This is a genomic window from Paraburkholderia sp. 32 (assembly GCF_050435345.1).
Taxonomy (GTDB): Bacteria; Pseudomonadota; Gammaproteobacteria; order Burkholderiales; family Burkholderiaceae; genus Paraburkholderia; species Paraburkholderia tuberum.
Genome location: NZ_JBNDKD010000003.1, coordinates 237,440 through 258,008 on the forward strand (window position 1 = coordinate 237,440; position 20,569 = coordinate 258,008).

The window sequence follows — 20,569 nt, forward strand, 5'->3', positions numbered from 1 at the left end:
TGCGAAGACCGCGGCGTGCGTTCGCGATGGTGCAGTGCAGTGTTGCAGGCGGGCCTGCGTGAAGCCATCTGCGATACCGGGCGAACGTGGCAAGGCTGCGCTTCGTTGGCTCGTATTTAAGGATCGTCAACCCCGAGCGTCAGTGCGATGGCGCACGGAAGCACATCTTTAGCGCACGTTACCGTGTAGTCGATGATGAGGGACCGTCATGGATCGGCCTGCCGTCGCGCACGGCAGGCATCGCCGGGCCCGCCGAAAATTTTGACAGCCGGGGGCGTGATGAACTGGAAAACGCTGGAGTTCGATCAGCTATCTGCACGTGAGTTGTATGTCGTGCTGCGTGCGCGCAGTGCGGTATTCGTCGTCGAGCAGTCGCATGTGTGCCTCGACGCGGACGGTCGCGACGAGCAGGCCTTGCATGTGTTCGCGGTCGAAGACATGGCGCGGCCGATGCCGGTGCTCGCCTATGCGCGGGTGCAGCCCGGCGATTCCGAAGATCCGGAAGTGACGATCGACAAGGTGCTGACGAGTCCGCTGCGGCGCGGCGACGGCACCGCCGAGATGCTGATCGAGCGTGTGCTCGAAGCGGTCGCCCAACGCTGGCCGGGCCGCGCCACGCGCGTGAGCGCACCGCTTGACTTGCGCGGGTTCTACGAGCAGTTCGGCTTTCGCAAGACGGAGGGACCGTACCTCGAACACGGTATGCCGTTCATCGGTCTCACGCGTCAGGTGCGCGGCGCTCAGGCGCGCTTCGGTCCGAGGCGCCGCGAGCGCGACGGCGCACCGTTCGTCAATACGTTCGAACTGTTGTGATGCCGGGTCGGTTGGGTACGTGTTTTCAGCCTTGGCATCCAGGTCCACCGACCGTGAAGAAGCGGTGGACCGGCGTCATTGATTGCGCGCGCCGGGACTCAGCCTCGTGCCCGTCCGGACGACGGCGCGCAACGCAGCCAGAGCCTGTAAAGCGCGTCGCGCAACTCGCTCGACCCGCGCAGCGACATGCCGAAGTTCGCCGCGCTCAACGCGAGCGCGACGACGATCGCCAGCAGCAACGCGCTGATCGAATCCGCGAGCGCGAGCGCGACGAGCAGAAACGCGAGATGCGCGAGCATGTTGCGCACGATCGTCCATGCATGCAGCCCTGAGAACGCGAGCAACACCGAGTAATCGAGCAGCACCTTCAGCACGACGACGACCGCCGCGCCCATGATGCCGAACCAGTGGATGCCGCACCATAACGCGCCGGTAAAGAACGGCAACTGAAGCCAGCTGACGCTCGCCACTGCCACGGGATGGGTCTGCGCCTGCAACAGGCTGCCGAGGATGCTCGACTGGCCGCTCAGCCACACGCCGAGGATCAGCACGCTCGCGACCGGCGCCGCGGCGGCGAGCTGCGGTCCGAGCCACAGCAGCAAAAACGGCTTCAGGGCGAACAGCGCGATGATCACGCATGGCGTAAATGCTCCATTGAGAAACGCGAGCGCGTTGTGCGCGAGCGCATCCGCATCCTCGCGCGACGCCGCCGACAGTCGCGGAAACAGGGTGCGCACCATCGCGAGCGGCAGCAGGTTCAATCGATTGATCAGGTTTTGCGGCGTCGCGTAGTAAGTGACGAAGCGCGCGCCGAGCAGTCCGCCGATGAACACGCGGTCGAGCGTCGACGCGATCATGTTGGCGCCGGAAAACATCAGCAGCCAGCGGCCGTTGCGGAACAGCCCGATCATCAAGCGCCATTGCGGCATCCGCATACGGCGAATGCCGAGCGCGCGAATGGCGGCCACGCCCAGCATCAGGCCGCCGACGAAACGCGCGATCACGGCGGCTGGAATCGCGATCGCCAGTGACGGCGAAAAGCAGAGGACCGCCGCGATCGGCAGCAACTGGAACAGCGCGGTGCCGAGCGTCTGGTTGATGTTGTAGCTCGTGAAGCACTCGACGCCGGTAATCGCGCCCGCGAACACCCAGGTCACGTTCGCGATCGGCACAGCGACCGCGATCCACGGCAGGCTCGCCATCACTTCATGCTGGAACGTCGGCTCGATTTTCACGCCGTAGGTGATGTAGACAATGGCTCCGGCATAGATCAGCGCGCCGCCGATGATGCCGGTACCGAGATTCATGAACCACGCACTCCAGAAAATCGGTTCGATCGAATCGTCGCTGGCCGCGCGAGCCTTGGCGATCTGGTTTTCGGTCGCCAGACTGGTGCCCAGATCGAGGACGCTGAAGTAGCCGATCAGCGCCCACACCAGATTGATCACCCCGTAACGCTCGGCGCCCAGCAGATGAATGTAGGTGGGCACGGTCACGAGGGAAACGAAGGTCGGCGCGACGGCGCCGGCAAGGTTGATGAAGATGTTCCTGACGATGCTTCGTTCCATGTTCCATTGCCGGGCCGGTGAGAAGGGCCGCGCGGACATACGCGGCGGCATCAACGCGTCGCAGGTCTTGCATCTTGCCCCCGGGCGCCGCGTGACTGTGTGGGTGGCCGTACAGATAGCCGCGATCGGCAGGGGGTTAAATGGCAAAGCTCATAGGGTAGCGCAGTGGTTAGCCACGAGCCGGCCGCGCGCACCGCATTGCGGAGCATTCCTAAGCGCGCCCGCGCCGTCTCCATCACGTAATGCTCGCGGCACGCTGCACGCAGCCGCCGGCATCGACCACAGCGCATGACCGACGCGATCCGCCGCGCGTCGGTCCACGCGCGGGGCATGCTGCACTGCACAGCGCGCTCATCGACACACGCCAGCGCAGCGCGATTCGGAACCCAAACTAATGTGGCGCGACGCACATATGCGCGAGAGCACCTTTGTTGTAATCATTTGAAAAGGAAGAGTAAGGAGCGGACCGTGAGACCCATCGTCTTCGACGGCAAATTCGGCTGGTTGCATCCAGCGAACGGCCCGGATGGCGTTGTGATGTGTTCCCCGTTTGGCTACGACACGCTGTGCACGTATCGCGGCATGCGCCGGCTCGCCGAGCGCCTCGCCGCGCGCGGCATGCCGGTGCTGCGCTTCGACTACCCGGCGACCGGCGATTCAGCCGGCGACCCGACCGACGCCGGCCTGTGGCGCGCATGGATCGACAGCGTGAAGCAGGCGGTCGCGCAACTGCGCGAGGCGACCGGCGTCGAGCGTGTCAGCGTGTGCGGTCTGCGTCTCGGCGGCATGCTGGCCGCGCTTGCCGCGCAGGAACTTGGCGATGTGCACGGTCTCGTACTGATGTCGCCGGTGCTGTCGGGCAAGACTTACCAGCGCGAATTGCGCGCGCATTACCGGCAGTGGTTGAACGATCCGGCCGCGATGGATTGCGTGGTCGAGCCCGATACCGACGAGTTCGTCGAAGCGTATGGCTTCCGCATGTATCGCGACACGCTGCAAAGCCTGCACGCGGCGGATCTGTATCGCGCGACGAGCCGGCCGGCCGCGCGCGTGCTGCTGCTCGATTCACTGAACCCGGCTCGCGCCGGTGCGCTCGCCGCGCATTACAGCGAACATGGCGTCGAGCTCGAGCGTCACCCGTTCGACGAATACAGCCGCTTCATGATGGAACCGCTCGAAAGCGAAATACCGCACGCCGCGTTCGAGACCATCGAGAACTGGCTGCTGGCGGGGAGCGCGCAAACGGCCCAAACGGCCCAAACGGTGGCGCGCGTGCCCGAGCGAGGCGAAGAGCCGGCGGGCGGGCACTATGTCGCGCCGAGGCTGCACGAGACGCCGGTATGGCTGAACGAGGGCAAGGTGTTCGGCATCTACTGCCGGCCCGACGGCGCCGCGGCGGCGCGCGCCCCGGCGGTGCTGCTGCTCAATACCGGCGCGGTGTCGCGGATCGGCAATGGGCGTTTCGGCGTACATTTCGCGCGGCGTCTCGCACGCCAGGGGATCGCGTCGCTGCGCATCGACGTCCGAGGTGTCGGCGACAGCATGCCGTCGTGCGACACGTTGAGCCTCGACGCGCTGTACTCTCAGTCGAGTGTCGGCGACGCCGCGTACGCGGCGCGCTGGCTTGCCGCGCGCGGTCATGCGGGCGCGCTGCTGCTCGGCATCTGCTCGGGCGCCTACACCGGCCTGCATGCGGCGATGCGCGAAGCGGCGGTGATGGGCGCGGTGATCGTCAACGTGCAGAAGTTCAGATGGCGTAACGTCTGCGACGAACACGGCAAGCCGATGATCCCGGTGTCCGCGTTCGGCTCGACGCGCAACTACATGCGCTCGATGAAGCAGCCGGGCAAATGGCTGCGCGTGCTCAAGGGCGAGACGGGCGGCTGGGGCCTCGTGCGCGAGCTGGTGGTACGCCAGCTCGCGCGGACCGGCGAAACGCTGGCCGACCGGATCGAGCAACTGTGTGGCCTCGAATTCGGCGCGCGTGACGAGCGGCATCTGTTCGCGAACCTGGAAGCACGGGGCGTCGACACGCACCTCGTGTTCGGTGTGCTGGACGAAGGCGTCGAGGAACTCGAGCGCTACTTCGGCGTGCGCGGCACGCGGCTTGCGCGCTTCACGCGCATTCACGTGGCCTTCTGCAAGCACACCGATCACGCAATCCTGTCGTCGGTGGCGCAGGAAAACATCATGTCCTACGTCGAGAACGTCTATCGCGGCGGCTTCACGAAGCTGCGTCAGCCCGACAGCGCGGCGCTCGACGGCGAGCTGCACAGGCACGATGAGCATCGCGCCGCGGGGGCGTTGCGTCCGTTCGGAGAAGCATAGGGAGCACGCGGACAGACAGGGGCGCCCAGGCCGCAGTGTGTGTCGCGCGCATACGACTGAACACGCTTGCGACCACGAGGCACTTGCTGGCGTCATGCCGGCCCGTGAACAGGATCTGGATTCGACAGGATCGCAAATGAATCGAATGGTAGAACCAGGTAATTCGCCCGCGAATCCGCCCGCGCCGCAGGCTGGGACCGCCGCCGCGCTGCGCGAACTGACCGTGCAACCGGTGATTCTCGCGAGCGGCTCCGGTGCGAGGCTGTGGCCGCTGTCGCGCGAACGCAATCCGAAGCAGCGGATCGGGCTGATGGGCGACCAGTCGCTGCTCGAAGCGACGCTGCGCCGGCTCGACGACGCGTTCGACCCGGCCGCGCCCGACGCGGCCCGCACCACGCCGCCCGCCGCGCCGCTGGTGGTCTGCTGCGAGGCACTGCGGCTACCGACGCTCGAGCGCCTCGAGCAGTACCGCAAGCCGGTGCGCATACTGCTCGAACCGATGGCGCGCAACACCGCTCCGGCGCTGACCGTCGCGGCGCTCGCCGCGCGCGCATCGGCCGCGGCCGGCGACGATCCGATGCTGGTCGCGCTGCCCGCCGATCATCCGATCGCCGATCAAGCGGCGTTCGGCGCGGCGCTCAAGGAAGCGCTCGCGCATGCTTCGCGGGGCGCGATCGTCACGCTCGGCGTGCCGCCGCAGCGCGCGGCGACCGGCTACAGCTATATCCGCACCGCCGCGGCCTTGGGAAACCGGGGCGCGCGGACGATCGAGCGCTTCGTCGAGAAGCCCGATGCCGAGCTGGCCGAGCGCTACTTCGCGTCGGGCGAGTACTGGTGGAACAGTGGCATGTTCGTGGTGCGCGCGTCGGTGTGGCTCGACGCGATCGGCCTGTGCCGTCCGCTGATCGCGGCGGCCTGCAAGGACGCATTCGCGGGCGCGAGCATCGACGAGGCCGGCGCGCTGCATCTCGCGCGCGACGCGTTCGCCGCGTGTCCGTCCGACTCGGTCGACTATGCGGTGATGGAGCGCATCGGCACCGACGCGCGTCTCGTCGGCGTGACGGTGCCGCTCGACGCGGGCTGGTCGGACACCGGCGCCTGGGACTCGGTGTGGGACGCGTCGAGCAAGGACGGCGACGAGCGCTTCCTGCTGTCGGAGAATCAGTCGACGTTGATTCCGCTGGGCGTCAGGCATCGGCTCGAAAATGCTGGCAAGACGCCGCTGGAAATCATCGAGGTGCATTCGGACGGCGATCCCGGCGAAGACGACATCGTGCGCTTGCACGGCTGATGGACGCCGAGCTGTTCGGCGTCAGCGTGCTGTCGGAGGCGCAGGAGCCGATCTTTGTTGCGCCGGAACACGCAGGCGTCCGACCACGTCCGTGCAAATCAGACAATTTCATCACGCCAACGTGCGAATGCGCACAATTCAAACCCCACAACGCAGGCACGCTTTGACGAGCGAGCTTTGTGCCTGGCGAAACAGATGGCGTTACACGAACGAAACAAATCTTCAGAGGGATAACCCTGTCAGGAAGTGTCCCACTGGCGCATCCGTTTCGAAGCTTGCAACGTATCGGAAAACGATTCTATTGGCATAACAGATACGTACGGGCCCTTCAATCAACAGGCCACGCGGGGTCAACACCGCTTCGGGGATATGTCATGGAACACGCAAACAAGGATCGCTCGTTGGTGAGCAAAGTCATGGACGGGCTCGTCAGCGGCATCGTCGAGGAAAAATACGGCGCGATTCTGCCGCCGCAGGATGTGCTGTCGAAGGAATTCGATGTAAGTCGCACCGTGATGCGCGAGGCGCTATCGATGCTGCTCGCGCGCGACATGCTCGACGTGCGGCCGAAGATCGGCACGCGCATCCGGCCGATGAGCGACTGGCGCATGATCGACGAGGACGTCGTCAATTGGCGTTTCCGCGCAAAGCCCGATCCGATGTTTCTGCGTGACGTGATCGAGTTTCGCATGCTGATCGAACCGCGCGCGTCGGCGCAGGCGGCCGCGCGCGGCAGTGCCGCGGAAGTCGCGGCGATTCGCGAGGCGTTCGAGGCGTTTCGCATGATCCGTCCGGGCGAGGCCGGCTATCAGGAAGCCGACGAGCTGTTCCATACGCGCATCGTGATCGCGAGCGGCAACCAGTTCTTTAAGCAGATGGCGGCGATCATTCGCGGCGCGCTGTCGACCCTCAATCCGATCGTGCACGACCGGGAAGGGCTGTGGGAGAGTGCGATCGCATCGCATCAGCGCGTCATCGAAGCGATCGAGCGGCGCGATCCGAAGGAGGCCGAGATCGCTGCGCTCGCGATGATCGATTACGCGGCCGAGGAGGTCGGCGGGCGGTTTTCCGCGGAGCCGCCGGCGCGGGTTTGAGCGTGATTGCGAGCGCGGGCTGAGCGTATCTGTCAATGTCCGGCCGCGGGAGCGGCGGGGTGGGGTGTCGAAGGTCGGTGCGCGGCAGTGATGCCGCATGGTTCGATCGGCCGGGTTCGCCGCGTTCGCAAGCGGCATCGGTGACAATAGCGGCTGTTCCGAACCGCATGGACCTTTGCACACACGATGACAGATACGACAGCGGCACCGCACGCAGCCAGCACCCAACCGACCGATCGGGCAGCGCAGGGCACCGCTTCATCGCGCGAGATCCGCTGGGGGATCGTCGGCACCGGCCGGATTGCGCGCCGCTTCGCGCAAGGGCTCGCGTTCGTGCCGCGGACGCGGCTCGCGGCGCTGTGGTCGCGTCGCGTGGAACCGGCCCAGGCGTTCGCCGATGAATTCGGCGGCGCCGTCTGCGACAGTTTCGACACGCTGCTCGCGAGCGGCATCGACGCGCTCTATATCGCGACGCTGCAGGACAGTCACGCCGACTATGCGATCGCCGCGTTGCAAGCGGGGCTGCACGTGCTGTGCGAGAAACCCGCGTGTATCAATCGTCCGCAGCTCGAGCGCGTGCTCGACTCCGCGCGCGCTTCGCAACGGCTCTTCATGGAAGCGATGAAGCCGCCGTTCTATCCGCTCTACAGAAGGTTGCGCGAGCGCCTCGCGGCCGAGCCGATCGGCGAGGTCGGGCTCGTGCGCGCGGGCTGCTCGGTGCCGGGCGTGCCGGCCGATCATCCGTCGCTGTCGTTCGAGCATGCGGGCGGCGCGCTGCTCGATATCGGCATCTACGAGATGTTTCTCGCGGTCGACTGGCTCGGCGCGCCACGCGACGTGCAGACCTTCGGCCGGCTTGGCGCGACCGGCGTCGATACGTTCGCGAGTCTGAACAGCCAGCACGAGCGCGGTGGTATCGCGCAGCTATTCTGCGGGCTCGATCTGCATGGCAAGGGCGATGCGCTGCTGATGGCCCAAGGCGGTCACGTGACGCTGCACGAGCCGTGGTGGAACCCGTCGCGCGCGACGATCCGTTATGCGGATGGCCGCGTCGTCGAACTCGACGAACCGTTCGAAGGCGGCGGCTTGAACTACGAGACCGCGCACTTTTGCGAGCTGATCCGCGCGGGTGTGCTGGAGAGTCCGCTGATGCCGCACGACACGTCGCGACAGATGATCGCGATGGCCGACGCGGCGCGCGCGGCGTTGGGGCTCAAGTTCGCAGGGGAATGAGCCGCTGGGGGCAACGAAAAGGAGCGGGCGGCGCTCAGTGCCGCGTCGGCAGCGACAGCCGCCGCTCGTACCAGCGCTGCGCCCACTCGAGCACCTGACACAGCACCCAGTACACGGCCGCGGCCGCAAGATAAAGCGGCAGCGGCTGGTAGGTCGACGCGATGATTTCCTGCGCGCTGCGCAGCAACTCGGTCACCGTGATGACGGACACGAGCGAGGTGTCCTTGATCAGGCTGATCAGGCTGTTCGACAGACTCGGCACCGCGATGCGCAGCGCCTGCGGCGCGATCACGTAGCGCAGCGTCTGACGCCGCGACAGCCCGAGGCTGTACGAGGCGAGCCACTGGCCCTGGTGGATGCCCAGAATCGCGCCGCGCATGCTCTCGGACAGATACGCGGCGACGTTCGCCGACAGCGCGATCACGCCGGCCGGCGTCGGATCGAGCGAAATGCCGAAGCTCGGCAGACCGTAGTAAATCACGAAGATCTGCACGAGCAGCGGCGTGCCGCGCATCACGCTCACATAGACGCGCGCGATCCAGTTCAGCGGACGGCTGTGGCTGATGCCCATCAGCGCGAGCATGGCGCCGCCGATCAGGCCGAAGATCATCGACAGGATCGCGAACTTGATCGTCAGCAGCGCGCCTTGTGCGAGCACCGGCACCGATTGGAGCAGCAGGGATGTGATGGACATGGGCAGTGTTCTTATTGACGCACAAAGCGCACATCATAAACTTTGGCGCGCGTTCAGGCGCGGGCCGCGCGATGCGGCTCGGGGTATACGCGGCGCGCGGTTCGGCTCCCGCGGCTCCCGCAACTCGCGTGGGCCGCAAAAGCGCGAAGGGCGGCATCGTGATCGATGCCGCCCTTCGTTCGACTCCACGCGTGTTACTTGATCGGCTTGCTGACGTCGATGCCGAACCACTTGTCCGAGATCTTCGTGAAGGTGCCGTCCGCTTCGAGCTGGGTCATTGCGTCGTCGATCGCCTGCGCGAACTTCGGGTTGCCCTTTCTGAACGGAATGCCCGACGGGTTGCCCGGGCCGACGTTCGCGCCGGTGCGCAGCGGCAGGTTCGAGTTCTTCAGCAGGTACGCGAGCATCAGACGGTCGTTCAACGCCGCGTCGAGCCGGCCGGCGGCCAGATCACGCAGGTATTCGGGTGCGCCCGGGTAGGTCTTCACGTCGATGCCCGGCACTGCCTTCGCCATGTCCATGTAGTTCGTGCCGAGACCGACGCCGAGCTTCTTGCCCTTCAGGTCTTCGAGCGAGGTGAACTGGCGCGTGTCGTTCTTGCGCTGGATCAGTTGCGCCGCCGAGTACGTGTACGCCGGCGAGAAGTCGAGCGTCTGCTTGCGCGCGTCGGTGATGCCGACCTGGTTGACGATCACATCGAACTTGCCCGCCTGCAGACCGGCGATGATGCCGCTCCACTCGGTCGTGACGAACTCGGGCTTCACGCCGAGCCTGGCCGCGACCGCCTTGGCGATGTCGACGTCATAGCCGACCAGCTCGCCCGACGGCGCTTTCGAGTTGAACGGCGGGAAGGTGCCTTCGAGACCGATACGCAGCGTGCCGCGCTGCTTGACCTGGTCGAGCAGGTCTTCCGCGTGCGCGGTAACGGCGCTCAGCGACATGCCGATCAGCGCGGTGGCGAGGAGCTTCTTCAATAGGCCGAATTTCATCGTGTTCCTTGTACGTCTGATGTTTTGACGGTCGAGAGCATAGCAAACGAGCCTATCGCCACCTAAATACCGTTTGTTTATGTCTATATGCGGCGGCGCGGATGCCTAGCGCAACGCCTGCGCGCATTCGGCGACGAGCGCCGGACCGCGGTAGATGAAACCAGTATAAAGCTGCACCAGCGACGCGCCGGCCGCGAGCTTCGCGCGCGCGTCGTCGCCCGAGAAAATGCCGCCGACGCCGATGATCGGCACGGCCTCGCCGACTTCGGCGCGCAACTTGCGGATCACCTCGTTCGACGCGTCGAACACCGGCTTGCCCGACAGGCCGCCGGCTTCGTCAGCATGCTGCATGCCGGCGACGGCGGTGCGCGAGAGCGTAGTGTTGGTCGCGATGACGCCTTCGAATTTGTGGCGCAGCAAGGTGTCGGCGATCGACTTGACCTGCTCGTCGTCGAGGTCGGGCGCGATCTTCAGTGCGAGCGGCACGAGCTTGCCGTGCATGTCGGCGAGTCTTTGCTGCTTGTCCTTCAGCGCGGCGAGCAGCGCGTCGAGTTCGTCGGCGCCCTGCAGCTGGCGCAGGTTCTTCGTATTCGGCGACGAAATGTTGACCGTCACGTAGCTCGCGAACGGGTACACGCGCTCGAGGCAGTACAGATAGTCTTCAGCGGCGCGCTCGATCGGCGTGTCGGCGTTCTTGCCGATGTTAAGACCGAGGATGCCGCGATAGCGCGCGGCCTGGACGTTCTTCACGAACTGGTCGACGCCGGCGTTGTTAAAGCCCATCCGGTTGATCACCGCGTTCGCCTGCGGCAGCCGGAACATGCGCGGACGCGGATTGCCCGGCTGCGCGCGCGGCGTCACGGTGCCCACTTCGATGAAGCCGAAGCCGAGCGCCGCCAGACCGTCGATGCACGCGCCGTCTTTGTCGAGGCCCGCCGCGAGTCCGACCGGGTTTCGGAACGTCAGGCCCATCAGGGTGCGCGGCGAATCCGGCACGCGCGACGCGAGCGCGCCGGCGAGGCCGGTGCGACCGGCGGCGCCGAGCATGCGCAAAGTCAGATGGTGAGCGTCTTCCGCGTCCATGCGAAAGAGTTGGGCGCGAACGAGCGGATAAAGGGAGCTGAGCACGGGATGAAGCCGGACGGCCGGAAAATGGGAACCCGCTATTTTACCGGCTTTGGGCTTTGATGAGACTGGTGGGGGCGTTGCCGGCGACGCAGGACCCGGCAACGACTCGACGGACGGCGCCTCGACTACGGCCTGAGCGGCCCGCGTCGTCCATGCATCGCGAAATCGACCGGCGGCAGGTCGATGCTGGCCGGATCGAGCACGCGCCACGCGCCGTCGATCAAGCCTTCGAGCGGCCGGAAATTCGCCTTGTACGCCATTTTCGGGCTTTCGCGAATCCAGTAGCCGAGATACACGTAGGGCAGGTTCAGGCTGCGCGCCTGCTCGATCTGCCAGAAGATGTTGTAGGTGCCGAAGCTCGCGTGCGGCAGGCTCGGCTCGAAGAACGTGTACACCGACGACAACCCGTCGCCGAGGATATCGATCATGCTGATCATGCGCAGCGCGCCCCGCGCGTCAGGTCGCCCGTCAGGTCGCCCATCGGGCTGCAGCGGCGGTGGCTCACGAAACTCGACGAGCCGCGAGTTGATCCGGCTTTGCAGCAGGAACTGCTCGTACTGGTCGCGGCTGTCGCGATCCATGCCGCCGCCCGCGTGGCGCGCCGACTGGTAGCGCATATACAGCGCGTAATGCTCCTCGTCGTAGTGCAGCGGCGCGACGGTCGCAATCAGGTCGCCGTGCTTTCTCCATACACGCCGCTGCGTGCGGTTCGGCTGAAAACGCTCGACCGGCACGCGCACCGGCACGCACGCGCGGCAGCCGTCGCAATACGGGCGATACGTGAACACGCCCGAGCGCCGGAAGCCCGCCTTGACGAGGTCGGTGTAGACGTCCGAATTGATCAGGTGACTGGGTGTGGCGACCTGCGAGCGCGCGATGCGGCCGTCCAGGTAACTGCAGGGATAGGGCGCCGTTGCATAAAATTGCAGCGCGGAAAGCGGAGAAAGAGGCAGCTCGTTGGGATGAGTCACGTTGGCAGCTCTCGAAGCGTCTCTGGTAATGCAAACCCGGCACGCCCGGCGGTTGATGCCGCTATTCGATGGGCGGCGGACCGGATTCGGCCTGATTTTTCCTACGCCGCCTGCGCGAGGATGTCGAGCAGGGTGGTCTTGTCGAAGCGCCACGGGATAGCCGGCGCGCCGACAGACGCGCGAACATGCGCGACAAACGCCTTGCGCGCTATCTCGCGGCCGCCGAGCGACGCCAGATGCGACGTGTTCTGCTGGCAGTCTATCATTTCTATTTCGTGACGTCGCAAGTGGCCGACCAGCGCGGCCAGCGCCATTTTCGAGCCGTCGGTGACGTCGGTGTACATCGATTCGCCGAAGAACATCCGCCCGAGCGACACGCCATACAATCCCGCTACACGCTTGCCCTCGAGCCAGGTTTCGATGCTGTGCGCGTCGCCCAGGCGGTGCAGCGACGAATAGGCTTCGACGACGTCGGCGGTGATCCACGTGCCGCGCTGACCGTGGCGCGGCGCCTGCGCGCAGGCGCGCATCACGGCGGCGAAATCGTGATCGACGCGGATTTCCCACGCGTCGTCGCGCAACACGCGCTTGAGCGTCTTGCGCAGCGATGGCGACACCTTGAACTCGGCGGGGCGCAGGATCATGCGCGGATCGGGGCTCCACCACAACACCGGCTGGCCGTCCGAATACCATGGGAAGATGCCGCGCCGATACGCGTCGATGAGGCGCGACGGCAGCAGATCGCCGCTTGCCGCCAGCAGACCGGGCGCGCCGCTCGCGGCGCCGAGCGCGCGCTCGACGGGCGGAAACGGGTCGTCAGCTCCGAGCCAGGGAACCATGCGCGCCGCTCAGCCTTCGCGCAGGGAGCGGAAGATGTCGCCGGTATGCAGGCCGAAACTGCCGGCCGCGCGGTCGGCGAAAAAAAAGCGCAGCGTCTGGCCGACGGTCGGAAACGCGATCTCATCCCACGGAATCTCGTGCTCCTCGAACAGCTTCACTTCGAGGCTTTCGTCGCCGGCGACGACGTCGAGATCGAGCAGCCGCGCCATGTAGAACAGATGTACCTGATGCACGTGCGGCACATTCAGCAGCGAAAACAGGTTCTGCACCTCGACGCGGGCGCCGGCTTCCTCGAGCGTTTCGCGCGAGGCGGCTTCGGCCGTCGTTTCTCCCATTTCCATGAAGCCGGCGGGCAGTGTCCAGTAACCGTAGCGCGGCTCGATCGCGCGACGGCACAGCAGCACCTTGTCGTCCCACACGGGAACGGTGCCGACCACGTTACGCGGATTCTGATAATGCACGGTGCCGCAACTGCCGCATACGAAGCGCTCGCGATTGTCGCCCGGCGGAATGCTCAGACTGACGCCGTGGCCGCAGACAGAACAGAATTTCATTGGAAAGGGGACGAGAAAGGGTGATAGGAGTTTATCACCGGGGCGAGGGATTACTGAGGCGCCGACAGGGGCTGCGCGAGACGACGTCCAAGGCGGCGAGCGCCGTCGTGTCCGACATTGATTGACAGTCGATTTTTGGATGCGCTGATGGCATCGGTCCTGATGGTTGAGATGGAGGCCACCGCGTCCACCGCAGTCATCTTTTCTCTCTTGTACATTGCCCCGTAGCTTGGCGCGTCATTCAGTTGACGCGTTTTTTTCGCCTGAGGGAGGGGCGGTCAAGGGGATCACCAGACCAAGGCCACAAAAACAAAAAAGGGTTACACGCCGATGCGTTGTAACCCTTCAATGATTTCGGTTGGTTGCGGGGGTAGGATTTGAACCTACGACCTTCGGGTTATGAGCCCGACGAGCTGCCAGACTGCTCCACCCCGCGTCCGTCGAAGAAAAGATTATAGACCAGCCAGACGGCCAGCGCAATAGCCATGTAAGAATTGGCTTCATTGCGCTTCGCTCTGCCCGCGCGACGTCGCTTATCGGAAAGGCTCTGGAAAGCCGTGCGCGGACGCTGCGCTAGAATTCAGATTCTCCACGCGGCTCGCCGGATCTTCACGACGGCGGCCCCTTTGACTCTGATGCCCCGACCCGTTCTGAACCCCATGGATATCGCTCACGACCTGCAGGTCATCGCCATTCAGGAAAAAACCCTCGTGTTTCCCCGCTTCGATGCCGACCGCGCGTGGCAAGTCGGCGCGTATCTGCACGAAGTCGCGAAAGCGCGCGGCATTGCCGCTGCGATCGACGTGCGCACGTTCGGCCAGCCGCTGTTCTTCAGCCTGCTCGACGGCGCGACGCCCGACAACGTCGACTGGGCGCGCCGCAAGGGCAGCACCGTCGCGCAATTTCGCCGTAGCTCGTACGCGATCGGTCTGAAAATGCAGCTCGCGGGCGCGACGCTCGCCGACAAGCACGGACTGCCGGCCACCGAGTACGCGTCGCACGGCGGCGCGTTTCCGCTGGCGGTGGAAGGGGCGGGCGTGATCGGTTCGATCACGGTGTCCGGTCTGCCGCAGCGCGCCGATCATGAACTCGTGGTCGAAGCGCTGTGCGCGCATCTCGGTCACGACTACGGCAAGCTCGCGCTCGCGAAAAACTGACGCGATGCGCGTACCCCCGTATGCGCTGCTCGCGATCGCGATCGTCGCCGAAGTGATCGCGACTTCCGCGATGCGGGCCTCGGACGGCTTTTCACGGCTGCTGCCGTCGATGGTCGTCGTGCTCGGCTACGGCATCGCGTTCTATTGCCTGTCGTTGACGCTCCGAAGCATTCCAGTTGGCATCGTCTACGCGATCTGGTCCGGCGCGGGCATCGTGCTGATCACGCTGGTCGCGCTAGTGCTGTACCGGCAGGTACCCGACGTGCCGGCGATCATCGGGCTGGGATTGATCGTCGCTGGCGTCGCGGTGTTGAATCTCTTCTCGAAGATGCAGGCGCATTGAGCGCCCGCGCCAGCCGCCGCGATTGCCGCCAGGCACGTAAATCGGCTTACTTGCAGCGCACGATCATCGAGCGGCCCTTCACGTTCGCCGACGCCACGTTCGTGACGCTGCCGCCGGCAGTGCCGCCTTCGTCGTTGTCCTTCGACACGATGTCGTAGCCGGTCGCGCCGCAGGCCTTACCCGCTTGCACGTAGCACGAGGCCCAACTCGAGCCGGCGTCGGCGCCGCTGCAGTTGACCGCGAAGCCGGTCTGGCCGTTGGGCAGATTGATCAGCGTGGTCGTGTTCGACGACGCGCAGCCGCCCAGTCCCGCGGCGAGCAGCAGCGCGGCGGGCAAGGCGGCCGACAGCGACGCGCGACGCACGAGGGCAAGCGCGGCGCTGGATCGGAGGCGGTGGAATCGGCCGGCGCGTCGCGGTTGCGTCGTGAATTGCATCGTGTTGTGTCCTTTCATTCAGATAGAGGGGGCTGCCGGGTCGGGTCGGCCGCTGTGGAGCGCGAGGGCGCGCGTCACGGCTCAGGTCATTTCGACCGTGATGCCCGCTGCGTTGAGGAGCCGCCGGGCTTCCGCGCCTTCTTCAGTGGCTGCGTCTTCCCAGATGCCGATCGCTTTCGGGATGTCGATGCCGTGACTTTCGGCGTACTCGAACCAGCGGTTCGCCGCATCCGGCTCGGGCAGTTCATGATCCTGCAGAAAATATTTTCCCATATTGCGCTCGCTGGCCTCGAAATGGCGTCGTAACAGGTACCGTGCGACAGCATGGAGCATGCCGGTATGGACCGTTCGACCAGCGCGCGCGGCTGAAGTGCGGCGCGGTTCTTTGGCGCGGTTCTTTGGCGCGGATCTTTTGGCGCGGCGCGGGGGGCGCGTCTCGCGAGCAGAACTTATCGCGCTGCAACGCGCCTTATCGTTGTGGGACGGCTGCCCGCACACACCCAGTGCAGCGGCGCGCCGCATGCTGAAGCATCAGGGCGGCGCCGTTGCGACTGGCGCCAGCTCTGCAACCGCAACAGGAGGACGAAGATGGCTGAACGGGTCAGTGGCCCTTATCGCGGCTATTACATCAGCGCCGCCGCGCGCCTCGTGCCAGGGGGCAGCACGTCGGGCCCGTCGGGCGACGCGCACACCAAAGCGGACGGTACCTACGTCGGCACGGTCAGCCTCGCCGAGCTCGGCCCGGACGATCCGCACCGGATGGAAACGCTGCTCGAGCTCGGCGACCGGCAACGCTTCGACAGTGAAGAAGAGGCGCTCGCGTTCGTCGAACGGGCGGCCCGCGAGTATGTCGACCGATTGCTGGATGGGCCGTGAGCGTGTCGGCGATTTCCGTGCAAAGGGCTCGCCAAGGCAGCGCGCGATGCCCTGAATCAGGCGCCCGCGCGCGCTGGACCGTGATCCGGCGGCGCGAGTACCATAGCGGGACTTGCGAGGATCGGCGGCGCGCAGGGCCTTCCGCGCAAGCTACGTTCCCGCCGCCAACTTCTGACGAGGCGACCATGAAGATCCGTTTTCCCGAAGACGCGCCTGCTTACCGCGACTCCAACCTGACCGTCGTGTTTTCCGCGCTGGTGGACGGTGAGCCGGTGCCGTGCGCGATCTCGGTGGAAGCGCTCGAGGATCATTTCGGCGCTTACAGCGAGAACCTCGACGGCTGGCTGCGCGCGTTCGATGCGGGCCGGCCGCGCATCGAGGCCGTTGCGCGTGAGCATCTGCAGATCAGTAACGGCACACCCGTGCTGCTCAAGAGTGGCCACTTTCCGCCGGGGCAGATGGCAGGCTAAGCGGACCTGCCGACGGACCGTCGGCGCCAGAGGCCGGGTGCAGGTCCATCTCTGCGGTTTTCACTTCACCTACGCATCGCCAACGCCTTGCCGCTAATTCATGTCGCGTGCCGGCACTACCTCGCGCGCCGCTTCGAAGCACCGCCTGATCCCTTCCTGATACGACGTCTTCCTGAGCGGCCCGATCAACGTCGCGAGCGCCGAATCATCGAGCACGACCGGCTCGGTCATCAGATAGTTCATCTCGACCAACTCGCGCATCAGCGGATTGAATAGCCCGAGCACGCGCAGCATGCCCTTGCCGGCCACCATCAGCTTCGGCCCGGAGCCCGCAAGCGCGTAGGCCTCGCGAGCCACCTCGCGCTGCGTGATCGTGCCGGCGCCCGCGAGATGCCACCAGCGACCGTAGGCTTCGGGCGTGCGCGTAAGTCGTTCGATCACGGGACCGACATCCGGCAGATAGATGAATTCGTGCGGTACGTCGACGGGACCGAGCACCTGCGCGCGCTTGCCGGTAGCGGCGCCAACGAAGACACCGTGCAACAGGCTGCGCTCGACCCCCGGTCCGTAGAAATCGGGCAGTCGCAATACCAGCGTTTCGAGACCTTTCTGGCCATGCGCGGCCAGCACGAGCTTTTCCTGTTCAAGCCGCATGCGGCCCTTGAACGTGTGCGGCTCGCGCGGATGATCTTCGCGGACCGGGTTGCCGCGCGCGCGGCCATACGGATACACGGTGCCGATCAGAATGAAGCGCTCGACACCGGCGGCCGTCACGCCAGCCAGCGTTTTCTCCATCAACGGCGGGTGCTGCGCGAACTGGTCGTAGGGCACGCCGACGAGGTAGATCACGGTCTGAAGACCTGCGGCCGCGGCGCGGATCGAGGCGGGGTCGTCGGGGTTCCAGGTGACGATCTCCGCGTGCGGGTCGTCACCGAAAGTCCTTTGCAATACCTCGCGCGAGCGGCCGACCACCCGGTAATCGCGGCCCGCCGCGCCAAGCGCCGTCGCGATGCTTTGACCCGCAGCGCCCGCTGCACCGAATAAACCGACCTTTCCCGTGGCTTGCATGACGATTCCCTCAGATGGCGGCGCGACATCGTCGCGCGCTCGTGGCTGCTCGATTTGACAGATGAAAATTTACTGAACATTGTTCAGTAAACGATGTTCAGTTTAAATTGACTTTTCAGTTTGTCAATCTGAAAATTGCGAGTCATGGGAATCGCCGAACGAAAAAACCGCCAGAAGCAGGCACTGCGCGAACGCATCCTCGATGCCGCGCGGCGCATCGTCGTGGGCGAGGGCTTTGCCGCGCTGTCGATGCGCAAGATCGCTGACGCGATCGAATATTCGCCCGCCACGTTGTATCTGCATTTCGCGAGTCGCGACGACATCGCGCGGGCCTTGTGCGCCGAAGGCTACGCGCAGTTGCTCGCGACCTTCGTGCCGCTCGTGCAGATCGCGGACCCCGCCGAACGGCTGAAGGCGCTCGGGCGCGCGTACGTCGCGTTTGGCGTCGAGCATCCTGAAACGTACCGGCTGATTTTCATGGAGGACCCGAGCTATACCGGCGCGGCGCTCGGTGGCGGGGTGGGCACTGGCAAACACGACGGCAACACGGGCGACACAAGCGCGAACGCCGGGACCGCTGGTTCAATCGCCTCCCTGGGCAACGCCGCCGGCGGCGTTGCCGACGACGATCCCGGCGACGCCGCGCTGCACATCATGATCGACGCGCTCGACGAGTTGCGAGCAGCGGGGCGTCTGTCGGCGTCGGTCGCATCGATGGAGCCGGCCATCTGGGCCGAGGCGTTGTGGGCGAGTCTGCATGGCATCGTCGCGCTGAATCTCACGTGCCCGGTGTTTCCGAGCGTGCCGCTCGAGACGCTCGTCGGCGTGACGCTCGACGCATGGCTCGGTGTGCCGCAGGCCGTGGCGGCGGGCGCATCGAACAGCGCCGCAGTCCGCGGCAAAAAAACCGTCGCGCGGCGCCACGCCAAGTCGGCCGGCTCCACGGACCCGGCCCGCGAGCTCCCCACCAAACGCAAAGCGGCAGGCCCGTGATAACGTTCGGTTCCACCTCATGCCGCGCCGCCGCGCCCAGTTCTCCATGTCCACGTCCGCCTTGCCCGCCACTAGCGACGAAATCGCGACCCACGTAGCCAACCGCATCGGTCTCATCGAACTGGAGCGGCCGAAAGCGCTGAACGCGCTGTCGACCGGCATGATCCGCGCGATCCACGCGGCGCTCGACCAGTGGCGCGAGGACCCCGAGGTGCTGGCCGTCGTCGTGCGCAGCCGGCACGAGCGCGCGTTCTGCGCGGGCGGCGACATCCGCTTCATGTACGAAGCGGCGCAAACCGGCGACCAGGAGGCGCGCGATACGTTCTTCAGCGAGGAATACCGGCTCAATCACGCGATCTTCGTGTATCCGAAGCCGTATATCGCGTTGATGAACGGCATCGTGATGGGCGGCGGCGTGGGCATTTCGCAGGGCGCACATCGCACCGGCGGCCTGCGCGTCGTCACGCCATCGACGAAGATGGCGATGCCCGAAACCCGTATCGGCCTCTTTCCGGATGTCGGCGCGAGCTGGTTTCTCGCGCGCACGCCCGGCGCGATCGGCCGCTATCTGGCGGTGACCGGCGCGACGATCGGCGCGGCCGACGCGCTGTACGCGGGCCTCGCCGATGCCTACATCGACGACGCGGCGTTGCCCGCGCTCGTCGATAGGTTGAGCCGCGAACCGTTCGAGCGCGGTGCTGATGTGGTTGCGTGCGTCGAGCGCGAGACGCTCGCGTATCAGGTCGCGCCGCGGCCCGAGGAGAGCGCGCTCGCGAAGGCGCGGACGTTGATCGACCGGCATTTCGCGCTGCCCGACGTCGCGCGGATACTCAAGTCGCTCGAACAGGAACGCGAGCGCGGTGGCGACGCGGCGGAGTGGGCCGAGCAGACGATCGCGGTGCTGCGCGAGCGCTCGCCGCTGTCGATGGCGGTCTCGCTCGAAGTGGTCACGCGCGCGGAAGGGTCGATGGCCGACGTGCTGCGCACTGATCTCGATCTGACGCGCTCGAGCTTTCTGCGCGGCGATACGGTGGAAGGCATTCGCGCACGCATCATCGATAAGGACAACGCGCCGCGCTGGCGTTTCGCGCGCATCGAGGACGTCAACCGGGCCGATGTCGAGCAGATGTTCGACAGCCCGTGGCCGGCGAACGAGCACCCGCTGGGCGCTCTGCGCGGCTGAACGCGCGGCCTCGCGAACCCGCCCGCGCGAATCTACGCGTTGCGCGAATTCATGTTCGCCGCGCTTATTCCTCTGCCTCGCTCGCCATGAACGCGCGCATGAACACGAGCGCACCCCAGCCCCACATCGCGTTCGCCGTGAAGCCCACCGCGAGGCGCGGCAGCATATTGCCGCTCGGCCAGATGCCGCGCAGCGGATCGACGACGAACACGCTCGCCGCCGTCAGCACGATGCCGCCGAACACGAACGCGGGTACCCACGGCGCGCGCCGATGCGGCGCGACGCGCAGCAGCCAGGCCATCAGCACGGCCCAGCACGCGCTCCAGATTGCGTTCGCGATGAACTCAGGCAGGCCGAGCGGCAAAAACGGCGCGGTCGAAAAACCGCTGGGGTCGATCATGCCGGCAGCGTGCATCAGCGCCAGCGTCGATTCGCGAAAGAACAAAGAAGCCAGAAAACCGGCGACGAACGGCAGAATAATTTTTTGCATGCATTGCACCGGCAACGTACAGGCGACGCGACTCGCAAGACCTGTACCGG

At 65.8% G+C, this 20,569-nt stretch carries 22 protein-coding genes and 1 tRNA gene; 11 read left to right on the forward strand and 12 right to left on the reverse strand.

The features are described 5' to 3' along the window. Positions 1–279 precede the first annotated feature (279 nt). On the forward strand, positions 280–813 hold the full coding sequence (locus OKW26_RS23785) for a GNAT family N-acetyltransferase (RefSeq protein ID WP_184044011.1): 534 nt from the start codon (positions 280–282) through the stop codon (positions 811–813). 98 nt (positions 814–911) lie between these two features. Here OKW26_RS23785 and OKW26_RS23790 read toward each other — a convergent pair whose 3' ends face one another. Continuing rightward, positions 912–2,381 (reverse strand): oligosaccharide flippase family protein, encoded by a 1,470-nt coding sequence (locus OKW26_RS23790; protein ID WP_184068658.1) that lies wholly within the window; start codon positions 2,379–2,381, stop codon positions 912–914. A gap of 468 nt (positions 2,382–2,849) precedes the next feature. Here OKW26_RS23790 and OKW26_RS23795 point away from each other — a divergent pair, with 468 nt between their 5' ends. The 4 genes from OKW26_RS23795 (at position 2,850) to OKW26_RS23810 (ending at position 8,327) form a co-directional block, all read left to right on the forward strand. Further along, positions 2,850–4,709, forward strand: a complete 1,860-nt coding sequence (locus OKW26_RS23795) for an alpha/beta hydrolase (RefSeq protein ID WP_429355425.1) — start codon at positions 2,850–2,852, stop codon at positions 4,707–4,709. A gap of 136 nt (positions 4,710–4,845) precedes the next feature. Beyond that, positions 4,846–6,000, forward strand: coding sequence for a mannose-1-phosphate guanylyltransferase (locus tag OKW26_RS23800; protein ID WP_429355426.1), 1,155 nt, complete (start codon positions 4,846–4,848; stop codon positions 5,998–6,000). Positions 6,001–6,374: 374 nt separating this feature from the next. Then, entirely contained in the window at positions 6,375–7,094 is a 720-nt protein-coding gene (locus tag OKW26_RS23805) for a FadR/GntR family transcriptional regulator (RefSeq protein WP_184068648.1), read from the forward strand. A gap of 186 nt (positions 7,095–7,280) precedes the next feature. Beyond that, positions 7,281–8,327, forward strand: coding sequence for a Gfo/Idh/MocA family protein (locus OKW26_RS23810; RefSeq protein ID WP_429355427.1), 1,047 nt, complete (start codon positions 7,281–7,283; stop codon positions 8,325–8,327). Positions 8,328–8,361: 34 nt separating this feature from the next. On the opposite strand, the gene OKW26_RS23815 is transcribed toward OKW26_RS23810, so the two are convergent. The 7 genes from OKW26_RS23815 to OKW26_RS23845 form a co-directional block, all read right to left on the reverse strand. Then, a complete protein-coding gene (locus tag OKW26_RS23815; RefSeq protein WP_090804344.1) occupies positions 8,362–9,021 on the reverse strand; it encodes an amino acid ABC transporter permease in 660 nt (219 codons plus the stop codon). A gap of 194 nt (positions 9,022–9,215) precedes the next feature. Next, positions 9,216–10,010 (reverse strand): cystine ABC transporter substrate-binding protein, encoded by a 795-nt coding sequence (locus tag OKW26_RS23820; protein ID WP_429355428.1) that lies wholly within the window; start codon positions 10,008–10,010, stop codon positions 9,216–9,218. 105 nt (positions 10,011–10,115) lie between these two features. After that, on the reverse strand, positions 10,116–11,138 hold the full coding sequence (locus OKW26_RS23825; protein WP_429355429.1) for a quinone-dependent dihydroorotate dehydrogenase: 1,023 nt from the start codon (positions 11,136–11,138) through the stop codon (positions 10,116–10,118). Between the two features lie 125 nt (positions 11,139–11,263). Next, positions 11,264–12,109: an arginyltransferase gene (locus tag OKW26_RS23830; protein WP_429355430.1), complete on the reverse strand. Its 846-nt coding sequence runs from the start codon at positions 12,107–12,109 to the stop codon at positions 11,264–11,266. A 101-nt stretch (positions 12,110–12,210) separates the two neighbouring features. Further along, positions 12,211–12,948: a leucyl/phenylalanyl-tRNA--protein transferase gene (aat, locus tag OKW26_RS23835; protein WP_429355431.1), complete on the reverse strand. Its 738-nt coding sequence runs from the start codon at positions 12,946–12,948 to the stop codon at positions 12,211–12,213. A 9-nt stretch (positions 12,949–12,957) separates the two neighbouring features. Beyond that, the gene (locus OKW26_RS23840) at positions 12,958–13,503 is read right to left on the reverse strand and encodes an NUDIX hydrolase (RefSeq protein WP_429355432.1); all 546 of its coding nucleotides are present in this window, start codon (positions 13,501–13,503) and stop codon (positions 12,958–12,960) included. A gap of 359 nt (positions 13,504–13,862) precedes the next feature. After that, positions 13,863–13,939: transfer RNA gene (locus OKW26_RS23845), tRNA-Met, on the reverse strand. A 223-nt stretch (positions 13,940–14,162) separates the two neighbouring features. Between OKW26_RS23845 and OKW26_RS23850 the strand changes: the two genes are divergently transcribed. After that, positions 14,163–14,660: a heme-degrading domain-containing protein gene (locus OKW26_RS23850; RefSeq protein ID WP_429355433.1), complete on the forward strand. Its 498-nt coding sequence runs from the start codon at positions 14,163–14,165 to the stop codon at positions 14,658–14,660. A gap of 4 nt (positions 14,661–14,664) precedes the next feature. After that, positions 14,665–15,003, forward strand: a complete 339-nt coding sequence (locus OKW26_RS23855) for a DMT family transporter (protein WP_184068636.1) — start codon at positions 14,665–14,667, stop codon at positions 15,001–15,003. Positions 15,004–15,049: 46 nt separating this feature from the next. Here OKW26_RS23855 and OKW26_RS23860 read toward each other — a convergent pair whose 3' ends face one another. Then, positions 15,050–15,439, reverse strand: coding sequence for a hypothetical protein (locus OKW26_RS23860; RefSeq protein WP_090805720.1), 390 nt, complete (start codon positions 15,437–15,439; stop codon positions 15,050–15,052). Between the two features lie 81 nt (positions 15,440–15,520). Further along, positions 15,521–15,712 carry a hypothetical protein gene (locus OKW26_RS23865; RefSeq protein WP_184029291.1) on the reverse strand — a complete coding sequence of 64 codons (192 nt, stop codon included), beginning with the start codon at positions 15,710–15,712 and terminating at the stop codon, positions 15,521–15,523. A gap of 315 nt (positions 15,713–16,027) precedes the next feature. Between OKW26_RS23865 and OKW26_RS23870 the strand changes: the two genes are divergently transcribed. Continuing rightward, complete coding sequence (locus tag OKW26_RS23870) at positions 16,028–16,315, forward strand: hypothetical protein (protein ID WP_090804360.1); 288 nt, start codon at positions 16,028–16,030, stop codon at positions 16,313–16,315. Between the two features lie 185 nt (positions 16,316–16,500). After that, complete coding sequence (locus OKW26_RS23875; protein WP_090804362.1) at positions 16,501–16,785, forward strand: DUF1488 domain-containing protein; 285 nt, start codon at positions 16,501–16,503, stop codon at positions 16,783–16,785. 93 nt (positions 16,786–16,878) lie between these two features. Here OKW26_RS23875 and OKW26_RS23880 read toward each other — a convergent pair whose 3' ends face one another. Then, on the reverse strand, positions 16,879–17,853 hold the full coding sequence (locus OKW26_RS23880) for an NAD-dependent epimerase/dehydratase family protein (RefSeq protein WP_090804364.1): 975 nt from the start codon (positions 17,851–17,853) through the stop codon (positions 16,879–16,881). 144 nt (positions 17,854–17,997) lie between these two features. Between OKW26_RS23880 and OKW26_RS23885 the strand changes: the two genes are divergently transcribed. Continuing rightward, positions 17,998–18,846 carry a TetR/AcrR family transcriptional regulator gene (locus tag OKW26_RS23885; protein ID WP_429355434.1) on the forward strand — a complete coding sequence of 283 codons (849 nt, stop codon included), beginning with the start codon at positions 17,998–18,000 and terminating at the stop codon, positions 18,844–18,846. A gap of 46 nt (positions 18,847–18,892) precedes the next feature. Continuing rightward, on the forward strand, positions 18,893–20,029 hold the full coding sequence (locus OKW26_RS23890; RefSeq protein WP_429355435.1) for an enoyl-CoA hydratase/isomerase family protein: 1,137 nt from the start codon (positions 18,893–18,895) through the stop codon (positions 20,027–20,029). 64 nt (positions 20,030–20,093) lie between these two features. Here the strand turns inward: OKW26_RS23890 and OKW26_RS23895 are convergent, their stop codons facing one another. Continuing rightward, entirely contained in the window at positions 20,094–20,519 is a 426-nt protein-coding gene (locus OKW26_RS23895) for a hypothetical protein (protein ID WP_090805723.1), read from the reverse strand. Between the last annotated feature and the right edge of the window lie 50 nt (positions 20,520–20,569).

Coding starts and splice junctions, on each gene's coding strand:
- OKW26_RS23785 (WP_184044011.1), top strand. CDS start 280: ATGAACTGGAAAACGCTGGAGTTCGATCAGCTATCTGCACGTGAGTTG.
- OKW26_RS23790 (WP_184068658.1), bottom strand. CDS start 2,381: ATGGAACGAAGCATCGTCAGGAACATCTTCATCAACCTTGCCGGCGCC.
- OKW26_RS23800 (WP_429355426.1), top strand. CDS start 4,846: ATGAATCGAATGGTAGAACCAGGTAATTCGCCCGCGAATCCGCCCGCG.
- OKW26_RS23805 (WP_184068648.1), top strand. CDS start 6,375: ATGGAACACGCAAACAAGGATCGCTCGTTGGTGAGCAAAGTCATGGAC.
- OKW26_RS23810 (WP_429355427.1), top strand. CDS start 7,281: ATGACAGATACGACAGCGGCACCGCACGCAGCCAGCACCCAACCGACC.
- OKW26_RS23815 (WP_090804344.1), bottom strand. CDS start 9,021: ATGTCCATCACATCCCTGCTGCTCCAATCGGTGCCGGTGCTCGCACAA.
- OKW26_RS23820 (WP_429355428.1), bottom strand. CDS start 10,010: ATGAAATTCGGCCTATTGAAGAAGCTCCTCGCCACCGCGCTGATCGGC.
- aat (WP_429355431.1), bottom strand. CDS start 12,948: ATGGTTCCCTGGCTCGGAGCTGACGACCCGTTTCCGCCCGTCGAGCGC.
- OKW26_RS23840 (WP_429355432.1), bottom strand. CDS start 13,503: ATGAAATTCTGTTCTGTCTGCGGCCACGGCGTCAGTCTGAGCATTCCG.
- OKW26_RS23850 (WP_429355433.1), top strand. CDS start 14,163: ATGGATATCGCTCACGACCTGCAGGTCATCGCCATTCAGGAAAAAACC.
- OKW26_RS23855 (WP_184068636.1), top strand. CDS start 14,665: ATGCGCGTACCCCCGTATGCGCTGCTCGCGATCGCGATCGTCGCCGAA.
- OKW26_RS23860 (WP_090805720.1), bottom strand. CDS start 15,439: ATGCAATTCACGACGCAACCGCGACGCGCCGGCCGATTCCACCGCCTC.
- OKW26_RS23865 (WP_184029291.1), bottom strand. CDS start 15,712: ATGGGAAAATATTTTCTGCAGGATCATGAACTGCCCGAGCCGGATGCG.
- OKW26_RS23870 (WP_090804360.1), top strand. CDS start 16,028: ATGGCTGAACGGGTCAGTGGCCCTTATCGCGGCTATTACATCAGCGCC.
- OKW26_RS23875 (WP_090804362.1), top strand. CDS start 16,501: ATGAAGATCCGTTTTCCCGAAGACGCGCCTGCTTACCGCGACTCCAAC.
- OKW26_RS23880 (WP_090804364.1), bottom strand. CDS start 17,853: ATGCAAGCCACGGGAAAGGTCGGTTTATTCGGTGCAGCGGGCGCTGCG.
- OKW26_RS23885 (WP_429355434.1), top strand. CDS start 17,998: ATGGGAATCGCCGAACGAAAAAACCGCCAGAAGCAGGCACTGCGCGAA.
- OKW26_RS23890 (WP_429355435.1), top strand. CDS start 18,893: ATGTCCACGTCCGCCTTGCCCGCCACTAGCGACGAAATCGCGACCCAC.
- OKW26_RS23895 (WP_090805723.1), bottom strand. CDS start 20,519: ATGCAAAAAATTATTCTGCCGTTCGTCGCCGGTTTTCTGGCTTCTTTG.